Here is a 19393-nt window from a genome sequence, read left to right as displayed (position 1 = left end):
GAAGCTAGCGGCAAGGCCGGTGCTTGGCAAGCCGCACGGAAGTTTTGTCTATGGCTTTTGGGGGCTTGCTGGTGTAAAACGGAAGGGGCATACAGTGCGAAGATAATCCGCCGGGATGGTTGACGGAATCGCGGTGCGACTTATTATGTAAACTTGCCGGACAACCAGCCGGACCAACGGGGGAAGCTGCCCATATGAGCGTGGAATACAAGGATTATTACAAGCTGCTCGGGGTCGCCAAGACCGCGACCCAGGATGAGATCTCCAAGGCTTTCAAGAAGCTGGCGCGCAAGCACCATCCCGATCTCAATCCCAACGATCCCGAGGCCGAGAAGAAGTTCAAGGAATACAACGAGGCTTACGAGGTGCTCAAGGATCCGGAAAAGCGCAAGCTCTACGATTCGCTGGGTCCCAACTGGCAGCACGGCCAGAATTTCCAGCGCCCGTCCGGGTTCGAGGGCGCGAACTACCACTTCACAGGCGGTCAGCAGTTCGACGCCGGTTCGTTCTCCGACTTTTTCGAAACGCTTTTCGGCGGCGCGGGCGGCGGCGGCCGGGCCCGTTTCGAGCGCGGCGGGGGCTACGGCGACTTCGGCGGCGGCTTTTCCGGCTTCGGCGGTTTCGGCGGGGCCGGGGGCTATTCCACGGGGCCGTCTCGTGGCGCGGACGCCAACGCCACCCTGGAACTGACCCTGGAGGAAGCCTACCGGGGCGGGGCCAAGGGCATCACCTTGCAGGAGCAGACCATCGGCCCCGACGGGTCGCCGCGCCTGGGCACCAAGACGCTGAGCGTCAACATCCCCCCCGGCGTGCGCGAGGGCGGCAAGATCCGGCTCTCGGGCCAGGGCAACCCGGGCCGCGCCGGCGGCAAGCCGGGAGACCTGTACCTCAAGGTCAAGATCCTGCCCCATGCGCTTTTCAAACTCGAGGAGGGCAACGTCATCCTGGACCTGCCGCTGTCTCCCTGGGAGGCGGCGCTCGGGGCCAAGGTGCGCGTGCCGACGCTCGACGGCGCGGTGGAGATGAACATCCCGGCCGGCTCGTCGTCCGGGCGCAAGCTGCGCCTGGGCGGCAAGGGCCTCGGCGGGCAGGGCAAGCGCGGGGACCAGCTCGTGCGCCTGATGGTGCAGGTGCCGTCGCATGTGACGGATGCGCAGCGGGAGCTTTGGGAAAAGCTCGCCGCGGCTTCAGCCGATTTCAGCCCCAGGTCGTTCTAGCGAGGTCGCCATGGACATCAAGCAAGTCGTCACCGTCACCACCGTGCCCGCCCGGTCCGAACGCCTGAGCTTCGCCCAGCTCCAGGAACTGACGGGGCTGCATCCGACCATTGTCGGCGAGTTGATCGAACTCGGCTGGATCACGCCGGAACGCACCACGGCGGACGCCTATCTGTTCCGGCCGCGCGACCTCTACAGATTGCGCAAGTTCGACCGCATCAGCAAGGATTTCGAACTGCCCGTGCTTGGTGCGAGCATTGTCGTCGATCTGCTGGAGCGCATCGAGTATCTGGAAAACAAGGTTCGTGAAATGGGACGTCTTTTGTAAGGGGAGCCTCTTGCGTTTTTATCGCACGATATTATCTCAGGCGCACTGACGGAGGAGGATGACATATATGGATCTCAACAAGTTCACCCAGAAATCACAACAGGCCATCAGCGAGGCGCAGGCCGTCGCCGTGCGCATGGGCCAGCAGCAGGTCGACGCCGAACACCTGCTCTACGCCCTGCTGACCCAGGAGCAGGGGCTCGTGCCGCGCATCCTGGACAAGGCCGGATACAATGCCGAGGCCTACCTGGCCGAACTGGAACGCGCCCTGGGCAAGCTGCCGCGCGTGAGCGGCCCGGGTTCGCAGCCGGGACAGGTCTACGTGACCCCGCGGCTCAACGAAATCCTGGTCAAGGCGCAGGACCTCGCCAAGCACCTCAAGGACGAATACGTCAGCGTCGAGCACCTTTTCCTCGCCTTTCTGGACGAGCCGCCTTCGACCATGGCCGGCCAGGTCAACAAAGCCATGGGCATCGACAAGAACCGCGTCCTCGCCGCCCTGACCGAGATTCGCGGCGGCCAGCGCGTCACTTCGGCCGATCCCGAAGGCACCTACGAGGCGCTGACCAAGTACGGCCGTGACCTCGTGGACGCCGCGCGCAAGGGCAAGATCGACCCGGTCATCGGCCGCGACGAGGAAATCCGCCGCGTGATCCGCATCCTGTCGCGGCGCACGAAGAACAACCCCGTGGTCATCGGCGAGGCGGGCGTGGGCAAGACGGCCATCGTCGAGGGCCTGGCTATGCGCATCGTCAACAAGGACGTACCCGAGGGCCTCAAGGAAAAGACGATTTTCGCCCTGGACATGGGCTCGCTCATTGCCGGCGCCAAGTACCGCGGCGAGTTCGAGGAGCGCTTAAAGGCCGTGCTCAAGGAAGTGCAGACCTCCGAGGGCCGCATCATCCTTTTCATCGACGAACTGCACACCATCGTCGGCGCGGGCAAGACCGAAGGCTCCATGGACGCGGGCAACCTGCTCAAGCCCATGCTCGCGCGCGGCGAGCTGCACTGCATCGGCGCGACCACGCTGGATGAATACCGCAAGTACATCGAAAAGGACCCGGCGCTGGAGCGCCGTTTCCAGCCCGTCTTCGTGGACGAACCGAACGTCGAGGACACCATCTCGATCCTGCGCGGGCTGCGCGAGCGGTTCGAGGTGCATCACGGCGTGCGCATCAGCGACTCGGCCGTGGTCGAGGCGGCCGTGCTTTCGGCCCGCTACATCGCGGACCGGCAGCTGCCGGACAAGGCCATCGACCTGATCGACGAGGCCGCGGCGCTCATTCGCACCGAGATCGACTCGCTGCCGGCGGAGCTCGACCAGATCAACCGCAAGGTCATGCAGCTGGAAATCGAGCGCGAGGCGCTCAGGCGCGAGACCGACAAGGCCTCGCACGAGCGCCTGGGCAAGCTCGAAGAGGAGCTGGCCAACCTCAAGGAGGAGCAGGGCGGTTATCTGGCGCAGTGGGAAAAGGAAAAAGGCGCTGTGGAAGGCCTGCGGCGCATCAAGGAAGAGATCGAAAAGACGCGTCTGGCCATCGAGGACGCCGAGCGCGCCTACGACCTCAACAAGGCCGCCGAGCTGCGCTACGGCAAGCTCGCCGGCCTGGAACGCGATCTCGCCGGCCAGGAGGAGGCCATCACCAAGGCCGCCGGCGGCACGCGGCTGATCCGCGAGGAAGTCGGCCCCGACGACGTGGCCATGGTCATTTCCCGCTGGACGGGCATCCCGGTGACGCGGCTGCTCGAAGGCGAGCGCGAGAAGCTCCTGCGCCTGGGCGACGTGCTCCACGACCGCGTGGTCGGGCAGGACCAGGCGGTCACGGCCGTGGCCGACGCCGTGCTGCGCGCGCGCGCCGGGCTCAAGGACCCCAACCGGCCCATCGGGTCGTTCATTTTCCTCGGCCCCACGGGCGTGGGCAAGACCGAGCTCTGCAAGACGCTCGCCGCCGCGCTTTTCGACTCCGAGGACAACATGGTGCGCCTGGACATGTCCGAATACATGGAGCGGCACACCGTGGCGCGGCTGATCGGCGCGCCTCCGGGCTACATCGGCTACGACGAGGGCGGGCAGCTGACCGAGGCGGTGCGGCGCAAGCCCTACAGCGTGGTGCTCTTCGACGAGATCGAGAAGGCGCATGGCGACGTGTTCAACACGCTTTTGCAAATCCTCGACGACGGCCGGCTGACCGACAGCCACGGCCGCACCGTGGATTTCAAGAACACGATCATCATCATGACCTCGAACCTCGGCGCGCAGTATATGCTCGACGGCATCGAACCCTCGGGCGCGTTCAAGCCGGGCGTGGCCGATGCGGTCATGGAGACGTTGCGCGGGCACTTCCGGCCGGAGTTTTTAAACCGCGTGGACGAGATCGTCCTCTTCAAGCCGCTCCTTCGCGAGCAGATCGCGGCCATCGTGGAGCTCATGCTCGGCGGGCTGCGGGCGCGCCTGGCCGACCGCAAGATCCGCCTGGAGCTTTCCGACGCGGCCAAGGCCTTCATCGCCGAGACGGCCTACGACCCGGTTTTCGGCGCGCGGCCCCTGCGGCGCTACCTGCAAGGCCACATCGAGACGCCCCTGGCCAAGGCGCTCATTGGCGGGCAGGTCGCCGACGGCCAGACCGTGACCGTGGACGTGCGCGACGGCGTGCTCGTGTTCGCGTAAAACGGCGGGGATTCGTCTCCGCTCCAGAGAGAAAGGGCGCGCGGCATCCGCCGCGCGCCCTTTTGCGTTGGCGTCCGCAGTTGCCAGCGGCGCGGCGAACGGCTAGCGTGAGCGCGTCCGATTGGGGCGCCGCTTCCCGGGGAGGCGGCTGAGAAGCGACCCATGGAACCTGATGCGGTTCGTACCGCCGGAGGGAATTCGGATGCCTGCCTCTCCCTGCCTTTTTTCAAAGCGGGTTGAACAGGGGTTTTGTGGAAGTGATAGCTTATACTGTAGTCAATTTTGAATTCTTGCGAGAAAGTATCTAAAGTATGGATGCTAGCAATCGTCGATTTGAAAAATTTAGTTTTCGAATAATAGGTGCTTCAGAAGATATTGTAAACAACATTGGCAGTGTATTAGATGAATCATTGTTCAAGCAAAGAGATTATTACAAAGATAAAAATCTAAAAGTCATATCAGTTGAGCTGAAAGAGGGGGTTGATTATTCGAATTTTATTGCTCTCATTAAAAGTTCAAAAGTTGAAAGAAGAAAATGTGGCATATTTGCATCTCTAGTAACAGATAGTGATACCAGTGGAATAGCGGTGCCAGATTTTGTTGTAGATATGTATCTTGAAATTGGTTATGCATTAGACTTTTCTTTTACAGTGATATGATTGTTTGTATGTAATAGTATCTCGATAGTGTCCATTCCGAGACAGTTCGAACGAGTTGCAAATTTCAGTTGCCGGCAATGATCTTAGCGAGAACCTGACTAGTAGCATTCGTCCACGATTCGCTGAGCCGGCACCATTGCCCATACCCTTTCCCAAGGATACGCCCATGAACCTTGCCGCAGCCGCGTATGCCGGGCTGTGCCGCGTTCGCGAGACGCAGCCGCTTGTCGTCAACATCACCAACAACGTCGTCACCAACACCACGGCCAACGCCCTGCTGGCGCTCGGCGCGTCGCCGGCCATGACCCACCACAGCGTCGACGCCGCCGAGCTTGCGGCCATGGCCGGGGCGCTGGTGTGTAACATGGGCACCCCCGGTGAGGAGAATATCGCGGCCATGCTGGCGGCGGCCAAGGCGGCCCGGGGCGCGGGCGTGCCCGTGGTCTTCGACCCCGTGGCCGCGGGCGTCACCTCGCGCCGCCGGGAAGTGGCCAAGGCCATGCTCGAAACGGGGCCGCTTGCGGCCATACGCGGCAACGCCTCGGAGATTCTCGCCCTGGCCGGCGAGGACGCCGTGGCCAAGGGCGCGGACAGCCGCCACGACAGCCGCGCCGCCGCGAAAGCCGCCGCACGCCTTGCCGCGCGGCTTGGCTGCGTGGTCTGCGCCAGCGGCGCGGTGGATGTGATCACCGACGGCGCGCGGCGCGTGGACCTCGTCGGCGGGCACGCCATGATGCCCCGGGTGACGGGCCTTGGCTGCACGGCCACGGCTTTGGTCGGGGCGTTTATGGCTATCGAGGCCGATCCGTTCGCGGCCGTGGTCCAGGGCATGGCCGTGATGAGCGCGGCGGGCTTTCTGGCCGCTGCCGGTGCGTCCGGGCCGGGCAGCTTTTTCACGCGGTTTCTGGATATGCTCTATAGTCTCGACGAGGCCGGCATCGCCGCCGGCGTGCGGGAGGCGTCATGACGCGGCCCGCTTTCGACCTGGGTGTCTATCTGGTCACGGACCGGCCGGCGCTTCGCGGCCGCGAACTGGTCGAGGTGGTGGCGGCGGCCGTGGCCGGCGGCGCGGGCATGGTGCAGCTGCGCGAAAAGACCGCCTCGACAAGGGAATTCGTGGCGTTGGCCAAGGCGGTGCTGGCCGTGACCAGGCCGCGCGGCGTGCCGCTTCTCATTAACGACCGCGTGGATGTGGCCCTGGCTGCCGGCGCGGACGGGGTGCACGTGGGCCAGGACGACATGCATCCGGCCGACGTCCGGGCGCTTGTCGGGCCGCGGGCCATCATCGGGCTTTCGGTCACGGGCGAGGACGAGGCGCGGGCCGCCATAGGCCTTCCCGTGGACTACCTCGGCGCGGGGCCGGTCTTTGCCACGACCACGAAAAAGGACGCCGGCGCGCCCCAGGGCATCGCGGGCCTTGGACGCATGGTCGCCCTGGCCGAGGTGCCGGTGGTGGCCATCGGCGCGATTACGATCGAAAATGCGGCCGCGGTCATGGCCGCGGGCGTGGCCGGGGTGGCCGTGGTCTCGGCGGTCTGCTCCGCGGCCGATCCCTGCGCGGCGGCGCGGGAACTCGCCGCCGTGGTGCGCGCCGCACGGGCGTAGCGCGCCTGCTTACGCCGCGAACGAGTCCGTCGGCCCGAGCAGGGCGTCGATTTCCCGAATCTTGGCCAGCACGCGTTTGCGCAGGGCCTGGAATTGCGTCATTTCCTTGACGCCGATGCGCGGCCGGGTGTGGATCATGCCCGCAAGCTCCATGATCTCGTTGTAGAGGTACGGCATGTACAGCGGATCGTGGCGCAGGAAGAGCTGGATCTGGCCGAGGAGATGCTTGAGTTCGCCCTGGTGCTTGTCCGCCTTGCGCATGAGCTTTTCCAGGCGTTTCGAGGCGTTTTTGAGCGAACTCGCCCACTCCCCGGCCTTCTGGGAAAAGACCGGACGCGTGCGCGGCGCGGCCGCGCGGGCCAGCGCGTCGAGAAAGACGCGAAGCGCCATGCCCTGGCCTGCGAAAAAGGCCGGGTCGTCCAGGGTGTCCGGGTCGATCTCCGGCGCGCCCGCGATGACCGCGCCCCCGCCGTAGAGGTTGTAGGCCCGCACGTCCGGGGCGGCGAAGTCCTTTTCCAGGTCGCGCTTGGCGGCCACGAAGCCCAGGTGCGTGAAAAGCGTCTCGCCGTCGCGGTTTTTCAGTCGTATGCCACTGGTCCCGGACGTGGCGGCGTGGTGCCCGGCGGCGTGGGTCGCGTCCGCGCGCCAGGCCAGGTCCTGGCCCACCAGCACGAAGCGCCTGGCTCCGGCCCAGGTCAGGAAGCGCTCCAGCGTCACGCCCACGTTGCCCCCGGCGTCAAGGACCAGTTCCAGGTCCTTGAGCACATAGGTGGCCATGCCTCCCTCGGTCCAAAGCGGCAGCGTCGGGCCGGGATAGCGCTCCACGACCTCGGGCTGCATTTTGGTGGAATAGATCAGGGGGACGTCCGCCGCGAACGCCGGGTCGCGCAGGTTTGACAGGCACTTGCCCATGTCGGTGTTGAAATCGATGGCCAGGCACAGATGGGGCTTGATCCCCAGCCGTTCCAGGGCCGGCAGGGTCTGGAGCGCCGTGGCGAAAAGCGCCTTGTCCCGGTGCCTGGCCACGGCCGGGGCCAGGCGCGGCAGCGACGGCCCCGCGCCGAGGAGCACGGCCGTAAGCCCCGTGGCCGCGCCGGCCATGCGCGCGAGGCTCCCGTCGTGCATGGCCCGGGAGAAGTTGCGCAACTCGTTGCCGACCATCACTTCCTGCTTGAGGCGAAGCGTGGTCAGGTCCACGGACATGTTTTCCAGGATGGCGCGCACGAGCCCCGCGCACTGGGCGTATTCCGGCCCGAGCTGGGTGCTCGGCATGTCGTTGCGCACGTTGATGCGCGCGAAAAGAAAGCTCACGTCCAGGCCGTGGAGCGTTTTTTCCAGGAGCTGCCGCTCCGGGGGCAGGAAGGTCAGCTGGCCGTTGGCGATGAAGGGCCGGTAATCGGTTTGGCTCAGGCAGGCCATGAGCAGATCCGGGCGCGGCTCGAGCACCACGATGCGGTGGGAGGGCGGTACGCCCGTCAGCACATGGTTGAGGCCGTAGCCGAGGGCCGTGCCCACGATGACCGTGGCCCCGCCCTCGAGCCCTTCGCTGGGACGCCAGTCCCGGTAATGCAAAGCCGGCGGCAGTGCCTCGAAAATGCCCTGGCCGTTATCCATGCGCCAGTCCAGGGTGCCGTGGCGGTTTTTGACGATGCGCCCGAAGATGATTTCGGGATCGGGATCGTGCTTGGCGAGCCAGGCCGCGACCGGTGCGCCGGCCTTGGCCAGTGCGGTGAGGTTGTCCACGAGAAACGAAGTGATGGGCATGGTGTCATCCTTGACGGTATTGCCATGGCCAAAGCAATAATCCTGCCACGCTTGCCCGCCCGCCGATTTTTGCCTACCACAAACCGACCGGACCGCTTTGGCAATCATCCGCGAGGGTTCCATGATCCACGACAACGTCCTTTCCCTGGTCGGCGCGACGCCGCTCGTGCGCATTGCGCGCATCAACCCCAATCCGGCCGTGACGCTCGCGGCCAAGGTGGAAATGCGCAATCCCGGCGGCTCCATCAAGGACCGGGTCGCCCTGGCCATGATCGAGGCCGCCGAGCGATCGGGCGAGCTCGTGCCCGGCCGCATCGTCATCGAGGCCACCTCCGGCAACACCGGCATCGGTCTGGCCATGGTCTGCGCCGTCAAGGGCTACCGCCTCAAACTTCTCATGCCCGCGTCGGCCTCCCAGGAGCGCAAGCGCATCATGCGCGCCTACGGGGCCGAAATCGTCCTCACCCCGGGCAACCTGGGCACGGACGGGGCCATCGAGGAGGCCTACCGCCTGGCGCGCGAGGAGCCCGAGACCTACGTGCTCATGGACCAGTTCAACAATCCCGCGAGCATAGACGCCCATTACGCCGGCACGGCCGAGGAGATCTACGCCGGCACGGACGGGGCCGTCACCCACGTGGTGGTGGCGCTCGGCACCTCGGGCACGGCCATGGGGCTGGTCAAGAAACTCAAAGAGTTGAACGCGGCCGTCAAAGTCGTGGCGGTCGAGCCCCATCCCGGGCACAAGATCCAGGGCCTCAAGAACATGCAGGAGTCCTATCCGCCGGGCATCTTCGACAAGAAGGCCCTGGACGCCATCGTTTCCGTGGAGGACGAGGACGCCTTCGCCATGGCGCGGCGGCTGGCCCGCGAGGAGGGGCTTTTCGTCGGCATGAGCGGCGGCGCGGCCATGGCCGCTGCGGCCGGGCTGGCCGCGTCCCTGGAGCGGGGCACGGTGGTCGCCATCCTGCCCGATGGCGGCGAACGCTACCTGTCCACGAGCCTTTTCGCCGTGCCCGAGAAAAAGGGTGTGGCGCTGCGTAGCGTGGGCGCGTCCGAGCCGGTCTATCTTGACCCGGCCGGGGCCGCGCCCGGGCTTTTCACCTTCGGCCCGCCGCTCGCCGCGCCCGGTGATCTGGACGGCTGGCGGCGCGTGGTCACCCTCGACGTGCTGCGCCGGGCGCTCGCCCGCGACGGCGCGCGCCCGACGCTCGCCGTGGGCCTGGCCGACCTCGACGACTCGAGCCTGCAAGCGGCGCGAGCGGCGGGCCTGGCCTGCCGCGAGTTCGCCGCCCGGGCCAGGGAGCATGTGGCTTCCCTGGCAGCCTCCCTGGGCGTGGCCGAGGCGCTTTTCCCCCTGGCCGGCGAGGCCCTGGACGAGGCGCTGGCCATGACGCGCAAGCTCATGGGCAAGGGCCTTGCCTACGAGAAGCTGCGCAGCGTCTATTTCGACGTGGCCCGCGACAAGGCCTACGGCCGTCTGCTCGGGCGCGACCTGGACAAGCTGGCGCTCGGCAAGACCGTGGACCTGCTCGCCTACGCCAAGGACAATCCCCACGATTTCACCCTGCTCAAGCGCGTGAGCCTCAAGGACCTCAAGGCCGGCGACGCCTTGGCCACGCCCTGGGGTAACGTGCGGCCGAGCTGGTTTTTGCAGATGGCCGCCGCCGCGGCCAAGGCTCTTCCGGCCGTGACCGTGGCGCTGACCGACGAGGACAAGGCCTTCCCGCACCTGGAGAACCTGCGCGCCATCTGGGCCGTGGGCGCGGGCCTTTCGCCCGCGGCATGGCTCGTTGGCGGGCGCGTTTCGGCGCGCGAGGGCGGCGAGGCCGCGCCGGCGGACCTTGCCGCCTGCCTGGACCTTGGCGTCCATCCCCTGGCCGTGCGCGCGTGGTTGTTGTCCGTGGGCTACAAAAAGCCGCTGTCCGTCTCCCCCGAGGCGCTGCGCATGTGGGAGAAAAACCGCAATCGCGTCCAGGAGCTGGCCGCCAACCTGGGGCTTGTGCCCAAGGGCCGGGGCGCGGTTTCCGCCCAGGTCGAGGCCGAGGCCGGGGATCTCGCCGAAGCGCTGCGCTTCGCGGTGGACGACGATTTGTCGCTGTTCCAGTTCTGGCCCAAGCTCTTCGCCTTCTGCCGCTTCGCCAACGGCCTGCTCTCCACCGGGGCGCTCACCGGGCCGGACGCCGTGCGCTGCGCGGCGGCCCTTGGCGACGCCGACGCGGTGCTCGGCCTGCTCGACGCCGCCGCGCTGCCGCTTGCCCGGAGCGACTGGCCGCAGGAGGCCTCGCGTCTCGTGATCTCGCGGGAAGCGGCCCGCCAGGCCAGGGATTTCGCCCGGGCCGACGCGCTTCGCGTCGAGATCGAGGCGCTCGGGTACCGCGTCGAGGACGCCGCCGACGGTGCGCGGCTTTTCCCCAGGCGCTAAAGGGGGCGACGGTGCTGTTTGATTATCTGCGTCTGTCCGAGGCCATCGCGGACGTGCTGCGGGCCAGGAAGGCGGAGACGGCCGTCGCGCCCGAGCGGCTGGCCGTGCCGGTGCCGGGAGGCGTGCTCCTGTGCATGCCGGCCGCCGACGCGGACGTCGCCATCGTCAAGAACATCACCGTGCATCCGGGCAACCGGGAGCTGCCCGTCATCCAGGGCGAGGTGCTGGTCCTTGATGCCGCGACCGGGCGCAAGCTGGCCGTGCTCGATGCCGGGGAGCTCACGGCCCGGCGCACGGCGGCGGTGAGCCTTTTAGCCGCGCGCCTGCTCGCGCCGCGTCCGGCCGGGCCGCTTTGCCTTTTCGGCGCGGGCGTGCAGGCGAGAGCCCATGCCGAGGCGTTCGCCCAGGGACTGGGTGTTACGGATGTCGTCATCGTCTCGCGCACGCAAAAACGCGCGGAAGGTCTGGCCGGGGAACTGGCCGGGGAGGGGATCGCGGCGCGGGTGGAAACCGGTGCCGCGGCGGCGGTGCGCGACGCGGCGCTTATCATCACGGCCACGACCGGCCGTGAGCCGGTTTTCCCGGACGCGGTGCGGGGCGACGTGTTCGTTGCGGCGGTGGGGACGTTTACGCCCGAGGCGGCGGAGGTGCCGGCCTCGCTTGTCTCCCGCGCGGCGCTTTTCGTGGACGACATGGCCTCGGCCAGGGGCGAGGCCGGCGATTTCCTGCGCGCGGGCGTGGACTGGGGCGCGGTCACGGCCCTGGAAGACATTCTCGATGCGCCGCCGAGGCCCGCCGGCCCCGTGGTCTTCAAGACCGTGGGGCATGCACTGTTCGATCTGGCGGCGGCGAAGCTGGCCTGCCGCGCCTAGGCGGCGGCCCGAAAGAGCCCTGCCCCTTCCTTGAGGGCTTCCGACGTGCCCATCACGTAAAGCCTGTCCCCGGGGTGCAGCAGGAAAAGCCCGTCGGGGTTTGGCACGAACTCCTCGCCGCGCCGCGCCGCCGCGACCGTCAGGTTGTGCGCGCGCCGCATCCGCGCCTCCTCGAGCGTCCGCCCCGCCAGGGCGGACCCTTCCGCCACCGTGAACACCGCCACGTGCAGCCCGGCCAACGACTTGTCCGGCGCGACCCCGGCCATGGAAGCCAGGGAATCGGGCAGCATGGCGCGGTAGCCCTCGCGCCGGATCTCCTGGGCCATGCTTTCGATGTCGTCGCGCGGCACCATGAACTTGGCCAGCACCCGGGCGAACACCACGAGCGACGCCTCGAACTCCTCGGCGATCACGTCGTTGGCCCCGAGCTCGAGCAGGGCCTTGATCTCGGAATTAAACCGCGTGCGCGCGACGATGTAGAGCGCCGGATTCTCGAACCGGGCGATCTCCACCGTGCGCCGCGCCGCCGCCGCGTCGGAAATGACCACGGCCAGCGCCTTGGCCTCGCGCACGCCGATGTGCTCCAAAACGCCCGGCTTGGAGGCGTCGCCGAAGTGGATGGGCTCGCCCTTTTTGCGTTCGTTGCGCACCGTGTCCGGGTTCATCTCGAGGATCACGTAGGGGATGTCCGCCGCCTTGGCCGCCCGGGCGAGTTGCCGCCCGCCCGCGCCGAAGCCGAGGATGATCATGTGGTCCTTGATCCCCGGAACGAGGGGCGCAAGCGGCGTCTCCCGCGCGCCAAGCGCGCGGCACAGCAGGAGCGAAACCTTGGGCGCGGCCTTGATGATGAAAGGCGCGAGCACCATGGTCAGGATGCTCGCGGCCAGGAACTTCTGGTAGAGGTGCTCGGAAATGACATGGCGGTCGAAGCCGGCCTTGGCCAGGATGAAGGAGAATTCCCCCACCTGGCAAAGGGCCATGCCCACCAGCACGGCGGTGCGCGTGGGATAGCCGAGGATGCGCGTGGCCGCGCCGGCCATGACCGCCTTGACGACGAGCAGCAGGGCCGTGACGGCAAGGATCTGCCAGACGTGCTCAATCGCCGTGCCGAGGTTTAAGAGCATGCCGATGGAGATGAAAAAAAGCGAGGTGAAGACGTCCTTGAACGGCAGCACCACCTCGTGCAGGTGCTCGCGGTAGTCCGAGCCGGAAAGGAGCAGGCCGGCCAGAAACGCGCCGAGCGAAAGTGACAGGCCGATCGACGCGGTGAGCAGGCTGACGGCCAGGCAGATGCCAAGGGCTGTGAGCAGGAAGAGCTCCCGGCTGCGCGTGCGCACGATGGCGAGCAGCAGCCGCGGCATGAGCTTGCGCGAGAGCACCACGAGCAAAACGAGCACCAGCGCGCCCTTGCCCACGGTGAAGACGATGGAGTTGGTGAAACCGAAGGTGCGCCCGGCCAGCAGCGGCACGGCCAGCGTCATGGGCACGGCGAGCAGATCCTGGAAGATGAGGATGCCAAGGCTCACCCGGCCGTGGGGCGCTTCCATCTCGGCGCGTTCCTGGAGCGTGGTCAGCACGATGGCCGTGCTCGACAGGGCGGCGAGCATGCCGAGCAGGACGCTGGAGCCGCCGGAAAAATGCAGCGCGAAAAGCGGCAGCGCGAAGAAAAAAGCCCAGGTGAGGAGCATCTGCGCCGTGCCGCCGTAGAAAACCGGCCGCTTGAGGCGCGACAGGTCGGACAGGGACAGCTCCAGGCCGATGGTGAAAAGCAGCAGGATGACGCCGATTTCCGAGAGGATTTCCACGTCGTGGGCCGAGCGCACGAGCCCCAGGCCATAGGGGCCGCAGACGACGCCCGTGAGCAGCATGCCGACCAGGGCCGGAATTTTCAGGCGGTGGCAGATGAGGATGACCATGACGGCCAGCCCGAAGATGATGGTGACATCCGGGAGCAGCGGTATATCCATGTGGCGCCTATGACAAAAAGGACAGGATTTGGAAAGGGCGGGCCGGGGCGGCGGGTCAGGCCATGAGGGCGGCCCGGGCGGAATCCATGCAGTGTCGCAGCACTTCCAGGGAGGCGAGCACGGCCTCGCGGCGCTGCGGCTCGACCCGGTCGAGCATGCTTTGAAAAAGGCTCACCATGAAGGTGCGGATGTCCTCGCGTATGCGCTTGCCTGCCGGGGTCAGGGACAGCAGGGTGACGCGGGCGTCGGCGGGGTCGGGGTGCTTTTCGATGAGCCCCTGGCGCAAAAGTCCCGTGGTCACGGCCGTCACGCGGCTTTTGGTGACGCCGAGCCGCCGGCCGAGCTCGCCGGGCGCGAGGTAGCGGCTTTCGCCCAGCGCCAGCACGGCCCGCAGCGCCGCAGGCGGCAGCCCGAAGCGCTCGCTTTGCAGGGCGATGCGCGCCTGGCAGCAGGCAAAGAGGTTTTCCACGGCTTCCTGCAACCGGTTGGCCTGACGCTCGAAGGCTTCGGCATCGGAGGGCGTTGTCGCGACATCCATGCGTAAAATTTACGGGAGGGAAGCCGTGGCTGTCAATGCGCCGCGGAATTCGTGACATCGGGTTGCCTGCCGGGGATCGTTACGGTAGCTACGATGCCATGAAACCGCCCTTCCTTGACGCAGCGGGGACGGCGCGCTTTGCCTGTCCCCGCGCGCGGCGGCCCTGTCGCCCCTTTCCGGAGGTCCCGTGTCCCACGAAATAAGCCTCATCCTGACCCTGACCGCCGGCCTGCTCGCGGCCCTGCTCCTGGGCCTTGCCGCGAAGCGGCTGCGCATGTCCCCCATCGTCGGCTACCTGCTGGCCGGCTTCGTCATCGGCCCCTTCACCCCGGGCTATGTCGCCAACGGCGAGATCGCGGGCCAGTTCGCGGAACTCGGCGTCATCCTGCTCATGTTCGGCGTGGGCCTGCACTTCCACCTCAAGGACCTCATGGCCGTGCGCGGCGTGGCCGTGCCCGGGGCCGTGGCGCAGATCGCGGCTTCGGCCGCCCTGGGGGCCGTGGCTTCCCATGCCCTCGGCTGGAGTTGGTCCGCGGGCATCGTCTTCGGCATCGCCATTTCCGTGGCCAGCACCGTGGTGCTCACACGGGTGCTCGCGGACAACCGCGCCCTGCACACCCCGACCGGGCATATCGCCGTGGGCTGGCTCATCGTGGAGGACCTCTTCACGATCCTCGTGCTGCTGCTGTTGCCGGTCTTTTACGGCCAAAGGGACGCGGGCGGGCCGGGGCTTGGCCTGACGCTCTCCCTTGCGCTGCTCAAGCTCGCGGGCCTCGTCGCGGTGACGGCGGTCGCCGGGCGCTGGCTTTTGCCGCGCTTTTTCGGCCATGTGGCCCGCACGGGCTCGCGGGAACTCTTCACGTTGGCGGTGCTGGCCGTGGCCCTGGGCCTGGCCGTGGGCGCGGCGCTGGTTTTCGGCGCATCCATGGCCTTGGGCGCGTTTCTGGCCGGCATGATCGTCGGGCAGTCGGAATTCGGGGCCAGGGCCGCCTCGGACGCGCTGCCCATGCGCGACGCCTTCGCCGTGCTCTTTTTCGTCTCCGTCGGCATGCTGCTCGACCCGACGACCGTGCTTGGCGGCTGGAAGCTCGAGCTCGCCACGCTCGGCATCGTGCTGCTCGGCAAGCCGCTGGCCGCGTTCGCCGTGGTGCTGCTCCTGCGCCGGCCCCTGGACGTGGCCTGCGCCGTGGCCGTGGCGCTCGCGCAGATCGGCGAATTCTCGTTTATCCTGGCGTCCATGGCCGCAGGGCTCGGCGTGCTGCCCAAGGAAGCCTTCAACGCCCTGGTCGTGGCCTCGGTCGTCTCCATCATCCTCAATCCCTGGCTTTACCAGGGGACCATCGTGCTTCTGGCGCGGCTCAAGCGCCGGGGCTTTTTCACCGACAAGGCCATTGCGGACGGGGCGTCCCCCCCCGCGGGTGCGCCCGCCCCTGCGGCAGTGGTCGTGGGCTACGGTCCCGTGGGCCGCATGTTGTGCCGCATCCTGCGCGACAACGGCATCGTGCCCGTGGTGGTGGAGATGAACATCGAAACCGTGCGGGAACTGCGCGCCAAGGGCCTGCCCGTGGTCCACGGCGACGCCGCCAGCCGGGAGATCCTGCTCCACGCGGGCGTCGAAAATGCCGGGAGCCTGCTCATTACGGCGTCGGGCCTCGACGCGTGCGAGATCGCGGCCGCGGCTCTGGACCTGGCCCCGTCCTTGCGGGTCGTCAGCCGGGCCGGCTACCTGCGCGAGGCCGAGGCCCTGCGCGCGGCCGGGGTGCAGGCTGTCTTTTCCAGCGAAGGCGAGGTGGCGCTTTCCATGACTGCCTGGCTCATGGAGGAACTCGGGGCCACGGACGAGCAGGTCGAGCGCGAGCGCGACCGGGTGCGGCGGGAGTTGTTCGACAACGCGGAAGAAGTCGCGGCGGCCTCGTGTGGAAGTCACTAAAGAAGAATCATAGCAACAAATCGTTCTCAAAATCCATCGACCGGAATCTCGGGGACGCGACGCTAGGCGTCCGCTGGTGCCTGGACGGCCCGGGCCCTGCGCCGTTTGTATTCGATGCGCCAGGCGAGCATCCCCAGGACGATGGCCAGGAAGAGCAGGCTGCCCAGCCAGCGGAAGACCCCGGCCACGCCGGCGGCCAGCGCCTCGGGCGCGGCGTTGGTGAATTCCGCCCGCGCTCCGATGTGCCCCGAGGAGAGCACCAGGGCGCTGAATATCGCCCCCACCAGCGGCAATCCCGTGGACTGCCCGAACACCCGCGCGTAGTTGGCCAGTCCCGACCCGACGCCCAGGCGGTGCGGCGGCATCTCCCCCATGATCGAGGAATTGTTGGGGGCCTGGAAGATGCCGATGCCAAGGCCCACGGGCAGGGTGCGCAGCAGGTAGCCCCACCAGGGCGTGGCCACGGTCAGCGTGCCCAGGGAAAAGCAGCCCCCGCACAGCACCACGAGCCCGAGCAGGCAGATGCCCCGGGAGCCGTAGCGGTCGGCGAGTGACCCGGAAACCGGCGCGGTCAGGGCCATGGACGCCGGCAACAGCATCATGAGCAGGCCCATTTCGGTCACGGACCGTCCTTGGGCCGACTGGAAGAAAAACGGCATGATGAAGCCGCTGGCGCCGGTGATGAAGACCAGCACCGCCATGCAAAGCGGCAGCGTGACCAGCGGGTTGGCAAAAAGCGTCAGGTCGAGCATGGGCTGGGCGGCACGGCGTTCGATGGCCACGAACACGAAAAGCCCGACCAGGGACAGGCCTAAAAGCGCAAGGCCGGCGGGATCGGCGAAGCCGCCCCGCTGGATGGCGGTCATGCCCAGGCAGTACGCGCCGAGCGTCAGGCTGGCCGCAGCCGCGCCCGGCAGGTCGAAACGTTCGCCCGTCTTGACGGGCGGCAGATGCGGCATGCGCCTGGCCACCACCCACAAGGCGACAAGGCCGACGGGCAGGTTGAGCAGGAACAGCGAACGCCAGCCCAAAATGCCGATGAGGATGCCGCCCAGGGGGGGGCCGATCATGAGCCCCATGGCCACGGTGCCGCCGATGAACCCCAGAGCCCGGCCGCGGCTCGACGGCGGCGCGATCTGCGTGACGATGGCCATGCCGAGCGATTGCGTCATGGCCGCGCCGATGCCTTGCAGCGCCCGGAAGGCGATGAGCCAGGAAACCGAAGGGGCCAGGCCGCAGCACAGGGAGGCGATGAGGAAGATCACGAGCCCGGTGGAGAAGATGCGCTTCTTGTCGCGCATGTCGCCAAGGCGCGACACCAGCAGCAGCAGGCTCGCGATGACGAGCACGTAGCTGAGGATCACCCACTGGATGGCGGCGAAATCGGTGTGCAGGGCCTCGACCAGGGTCGGCAGGGCCACATTGACGATGCTCATGTCGAGCGTGGCCATGAAGACCATGAGGTTGACCCCGAGCATGGCCAGGACAGGGGAGGGCGTGCGGATTTCCGGCGTGGGGCCGGCAGCGTGCTGCTTCATAAAAGAGGGTATCCTTGCGCGGCGGCATCCCCCCATACGCCAATGGACGGCAGGGGGGAAGGGGCGCGTCAGGCCGGGGGACGCTGCCGGCGGTGGTCGAGGTCGCCGTGGGTCACGGCCGCGAAAAGCCACTGGGTGAGCGCGGCGAGGGACGCGGCGTCGGCGCGGCGAAAAAGCGGATGGCGGGTGAGCGCGGCCTCCATGGCCGGCGGCAGCGCCCCTTCCTGCGGCAGGTCGAGATAGGCCGCGAATGCCGCGAGCTTTTGCCCGACGAGGTTGACGCCCCGGTCGATGAGCAGGCGCAGCGGAATGTCGCAGGCGAGCTGCCACTCCAGGTCGATGTAGCGGACGTCTCCCGTGCCCGGATGGCGCAGCACGTTGCCCGGATGGGCGTCGAGCAGGCTTCCCGGCAGCCAGCGGTCGTTAGGAAGGTCCGTATAGATTTCCCGGCCCAGGCGCTCGCGGCAGAAGGCGTAAAAGCCTTGCACGCCCTCGGGCGTCCCGGGCCGCGCGCGAGACGCCGCCTCGTCCATCCAGGCGGCGAGGGTCTTCGCGGCGCGGACCATGTCCCCGTCCTCCACGGCGTCGAGCGTCGTTTCCAGAAAGCTCGCGTAGCCCAGGCGGTAGGGCTCCCGGGCCTTCACGTGCTGGCGGCCCGAGGCGAAGGCCGTTTCCGGCAGGCCGTGGAGGTTTTTGCGCGAAACGGCCACGCCGGCGTCCGTGCGGACAAAGCGCGTCATGGTCTGGAAGCGCGGCGGGCAGGAGTCGGCGTTGACGGCCACGGCCAGGGTGTCGGCGTTGGCGGCGAGCAGGGGCGCGTCGTCCGTCGCGGCCGCAAGCACGAGAAAGGAATTCATGACGTGCCCGGCCGCGCCGCCGGCCAGGGCCGAACGCAGGAACGCCCGTTCGTTGAAGGCCGGGAGGGCCTTGCCGCCGGGATCGGGCGTGGGCAGCTCGAGCAGCGGCAGGACGTTGAACCCGGGGGTCGCGAGCGCTCGTTCGGACACGACGCCGTCCGGGGTCTTGTAGTCCGGCGAGGGGTAGTGCCAATGCTCGGCGGGAAAACCCGCGCGGGCGAGCATGGCGGCAAGCGTCGGGCGGTCGAAGGTGCGCGCGCCGCCCGGGCCGGGATAGCCGTTTATGCCGTGGTATGGCCGGCCGGTATGGTCCTCGGGAAGCCCGGCCAGGTATTTGTGGCCCATTCGGTTTTCGATGGCGAGGATCAGGCAGCCGTCGGGCTTCAGGTAGCGCCTGGCCTCGGCGAGCAGGCGTTCGTGGGGCTTTGGGCCGTCCACGAACGCGGCGGCGTATTCGAGCACGCCGATGAGCGTGACCACGTCGAAACGCCCGTCGTAAGGGAGGCCCACGGCGTTGGCGGCGACGATCTCGAGGTTTTGCGCGCGGCGGCAGCGGGCCGCGATGACGGCCGCGCGCTCGGGCGAGCCTTCGACGGCCGTGACGCGATGCGGCAGGGTGGCAAGGTGGGCGGTCAGCGCGCCGCAGCCGGCGCCAAGTTCGAGAATTTCGCCCCCCGGGCCGAAGTCGAGCCAGGAAAGCAACGTCTTGCGGCGCGGGGTCAGGTGGTAGCGGATGGCCCAGGGCGCGTCCCGGGGATAAAGTTCGTATTCGTCGACGTCGTGCTCGCTGAAAAAGCCCAACAGATACGCCTCCGCCCCGTCCCGATAGCCGATGGTGTTCTGGCCGCGTGTGATTTGCATGGAAGATGCCTCCGGCGGCCGGGGGGGATCATCCCCCCCGGACCCCCTGGGCGGGGTTCGTCACCCGCGCGGGAGGTCTCACCCCCCCCTTGAAAGTTTTTCGGGGAAGGAGGGGGCGTGGGGGAGGAAACCCCCTTTTTTCAAAAAGGGGGTTTCCTCCCCCA

The 19393-nt window shown here is 67.6% G+C and carries 14 protein-coding genes and 1 riboswitch; of the genes, 9 read left to right on the top strand and 5 right to left on the bottom strand.

Features of this window, described 5'->3' with window-relative positions; genetic code table 11:
* The first annotated feature begins 194 nt into the window (after positions 1-194).
* The 6 genes from Q368_RS0121525 to thiE all read left to right on the top strand — a co-directional run bounded on the left by Q368_RS0121525 (position 195) and on the right by thiE (position 6477).
* Complete coding sequence (locus tag Q368_RS0121525) at positions 195-1217, top strand: DnaJ C-terminal domain-containing protein (RefSeq protein ID WP_029461099.1); 1023 nt, start codon at positions 195-197, stop codon at positions 1215-1217.
* A 10-nt stretch (positions 1218-1227) separates the two neighbouring features.
* Positions 1228-1545, top strand: a complete 318-nt coding sequence (locus Q368_RS0121520) for a chaperone modulator CbpM (RefSeq protein WP_029461098.1) — start codon at positions 1228-1230, stop codon at positions 1543-1545.
* Between the two features lie 67 nt (positions 1546-1612).
* The gene (gene clpB / locus Q368_RS0121515; protein WP_029461097.1) at positions 1613-4213 is read left to right on the top strand and encodes an ATP-dependent chaperone ClpB; all 2601 of its coding nucleotides are present in this window, start codon (positions 1613-1615) and stop codon (positions 4211-4213) included.
* Between the two features lie 112 nt (positions 4214-4325).
* Positions 4326-4427: riboswitch (TPP riboswitch) on the top strand.
* Between the two features lie 97 nt (positions 4428-4524).
* On the top strand, positions 4525-4872 hold the full coding sequence (locus tag Q368_RS26000; RefSeq protein ID WP_156955817.1) for a hypothetical protein: 348 nt from the start codon (positions 4525-4527) through the stop codon (positions 4870-4872).
* Between the two features lie 166 nt (positions 4873-5038).
* Complete coding sequence (gene thiM / locus Q368_RS0121510; protein ID WP_029461096.1) at positions 5039-5839, top strand: hydroxyethylthiazole kinase; 801 nt, start codon at positions 5039-5041, stop codon at positions 5837-5839.
* Positions 5836-6477, top strand: coding sequence for a thiamine phosphate synthase (gene thiE, locus Q368_RS0121505; protein WP_029461095.1), 642 nt, complete (start codon positions 5836-5838; stop codon positions 6475-6477). Before thiM ends, thiE begins: the two co-directional genes overlap by 4 nt.
* Before the next feature lie 9 nt (positions 6478-6486).
* Here the strand turns inward: thiE and Q368_RS0121500 are convergent, their stop codons facing one another.
* Positions 6487-8241, bottom strand: a complete 1755-nt coding sequence (locus Q368_RS0121500) for a motility associated factor glycosyltransferase family protein (RefSeq protein ID WP_029461094.1) — start codon at positions 8239-8241, stop codon at positions 6487-6489.
* Positions 8242-8362: 121 nt separating this feature from the next.
* On the opposite strand from Q368_RS0121500, the gene Q368_RS0121495 reads away from it, so the two are divergent.
* A complete protein-coding gene (locus tag Q368_RS0121495) occupies positions 8363-10666 on the top strand; it encodes a cysteine synthase (RefSeq protein WP_029461093.1) in 2304 nt (767 codons plus the stop codon).
* Between the two features lie 14 nt (positions 10667-10680).
* A complete protein-coding gene (locus Q368_RS0121490) occupies positions 10681-11538 on the top strand; it encodes a delta(1)-pyrroline-2-carboxylate reductase family protein (protein ID WP_029461092.1) in 858 nt (285 codons plus the stop codon).
* Here the strand turns inward: Q368_RS0121490 and Q368_RS0121485 are convergent.
* Positions 11535-13505: a monovalent cation:proton antiporter family protein gene (locus Q368_RS0121485; RefSeq protein WP_029461091.1), complete on the bottom strand. Its 1971-nt coding sequence runs from the start codon at positions 13503-13505 to the stop codon at positions 11535-11537. The two genes, Q368_RS0121490 and Q368_RS0121485, sit on opposite strands and share 4 nt — an antisense overlap.
* Before the next feature lie 55 nt (positions 13506-13560).
* Complete coding sequence (locus Q368_RS0121480) at positions 13561-14043, bottom strand: MarR family winged helix-turn-helix transcriptional regulator (RefSeq protein WP_029461090.1); 483 nt, start codon at positions 14041-14043, stop codon at positions 13561-13563.
* A gap of 187 nt (positions 14044-14230) precedes the next feature.
* Between Q368_RS0121480 and Q368_RS0121475 the strand changes: the two genes are divergently transcribed.
* A complete protein-coding gene (locus Q368_RS0121475) occupies positions 14231-15973 on the top strand; it encodes a cation:proton antiporter (protein ID WP_029461089.1) in 1743 nt (580 codons plus the stop codon).
* Between the two features lie 62 nt (positions 15974-16035).
* Here the strand turns inward: Q368_RS0121475 and Q368_RS0121470 are convergent, their stop codons facing one another.
* Positions 16036-17511: an MFS transporter gene (locus Q368_RS0121470; protein WP_052360326.1), complete on the bottom strand. Its 1476-nt coding sequence runs from the start codon at positions 17509-17511 to the stop codon at positions 16036-16038.
* Positions 17512-17579: 68 nt separating this feature from the next.
* Complete coding sequence (locus Q368_RS0121465; protein WP_043786625.1) at positions 17580-19229, bottom strand: class I SAM-dependent methyltransferase; 1650 nt, start codon at positions 19227-19229, stop codon at positions 17580-17582.
* Between the last annotated feature and the right edge of the window lie 164 nt (positions 19230-19393).

It is taken from the genome of Solidesulfovibrio alcoholivorans DSM 5433 (assembly GCF_000702665.1).
Classification (GTDB): Bacteria; Desulfobacterota; Desulfovibrionia; order Desulfovibrionales; family Desulfovibrionaceae; genus Solidesulfovibrio; species Solidesulfovibrio alcoholivorans.
Note: the sequence above shows the minus strand (reverse complement) of the source record. Positions and strands in the feature narration are given on the sequence as shown.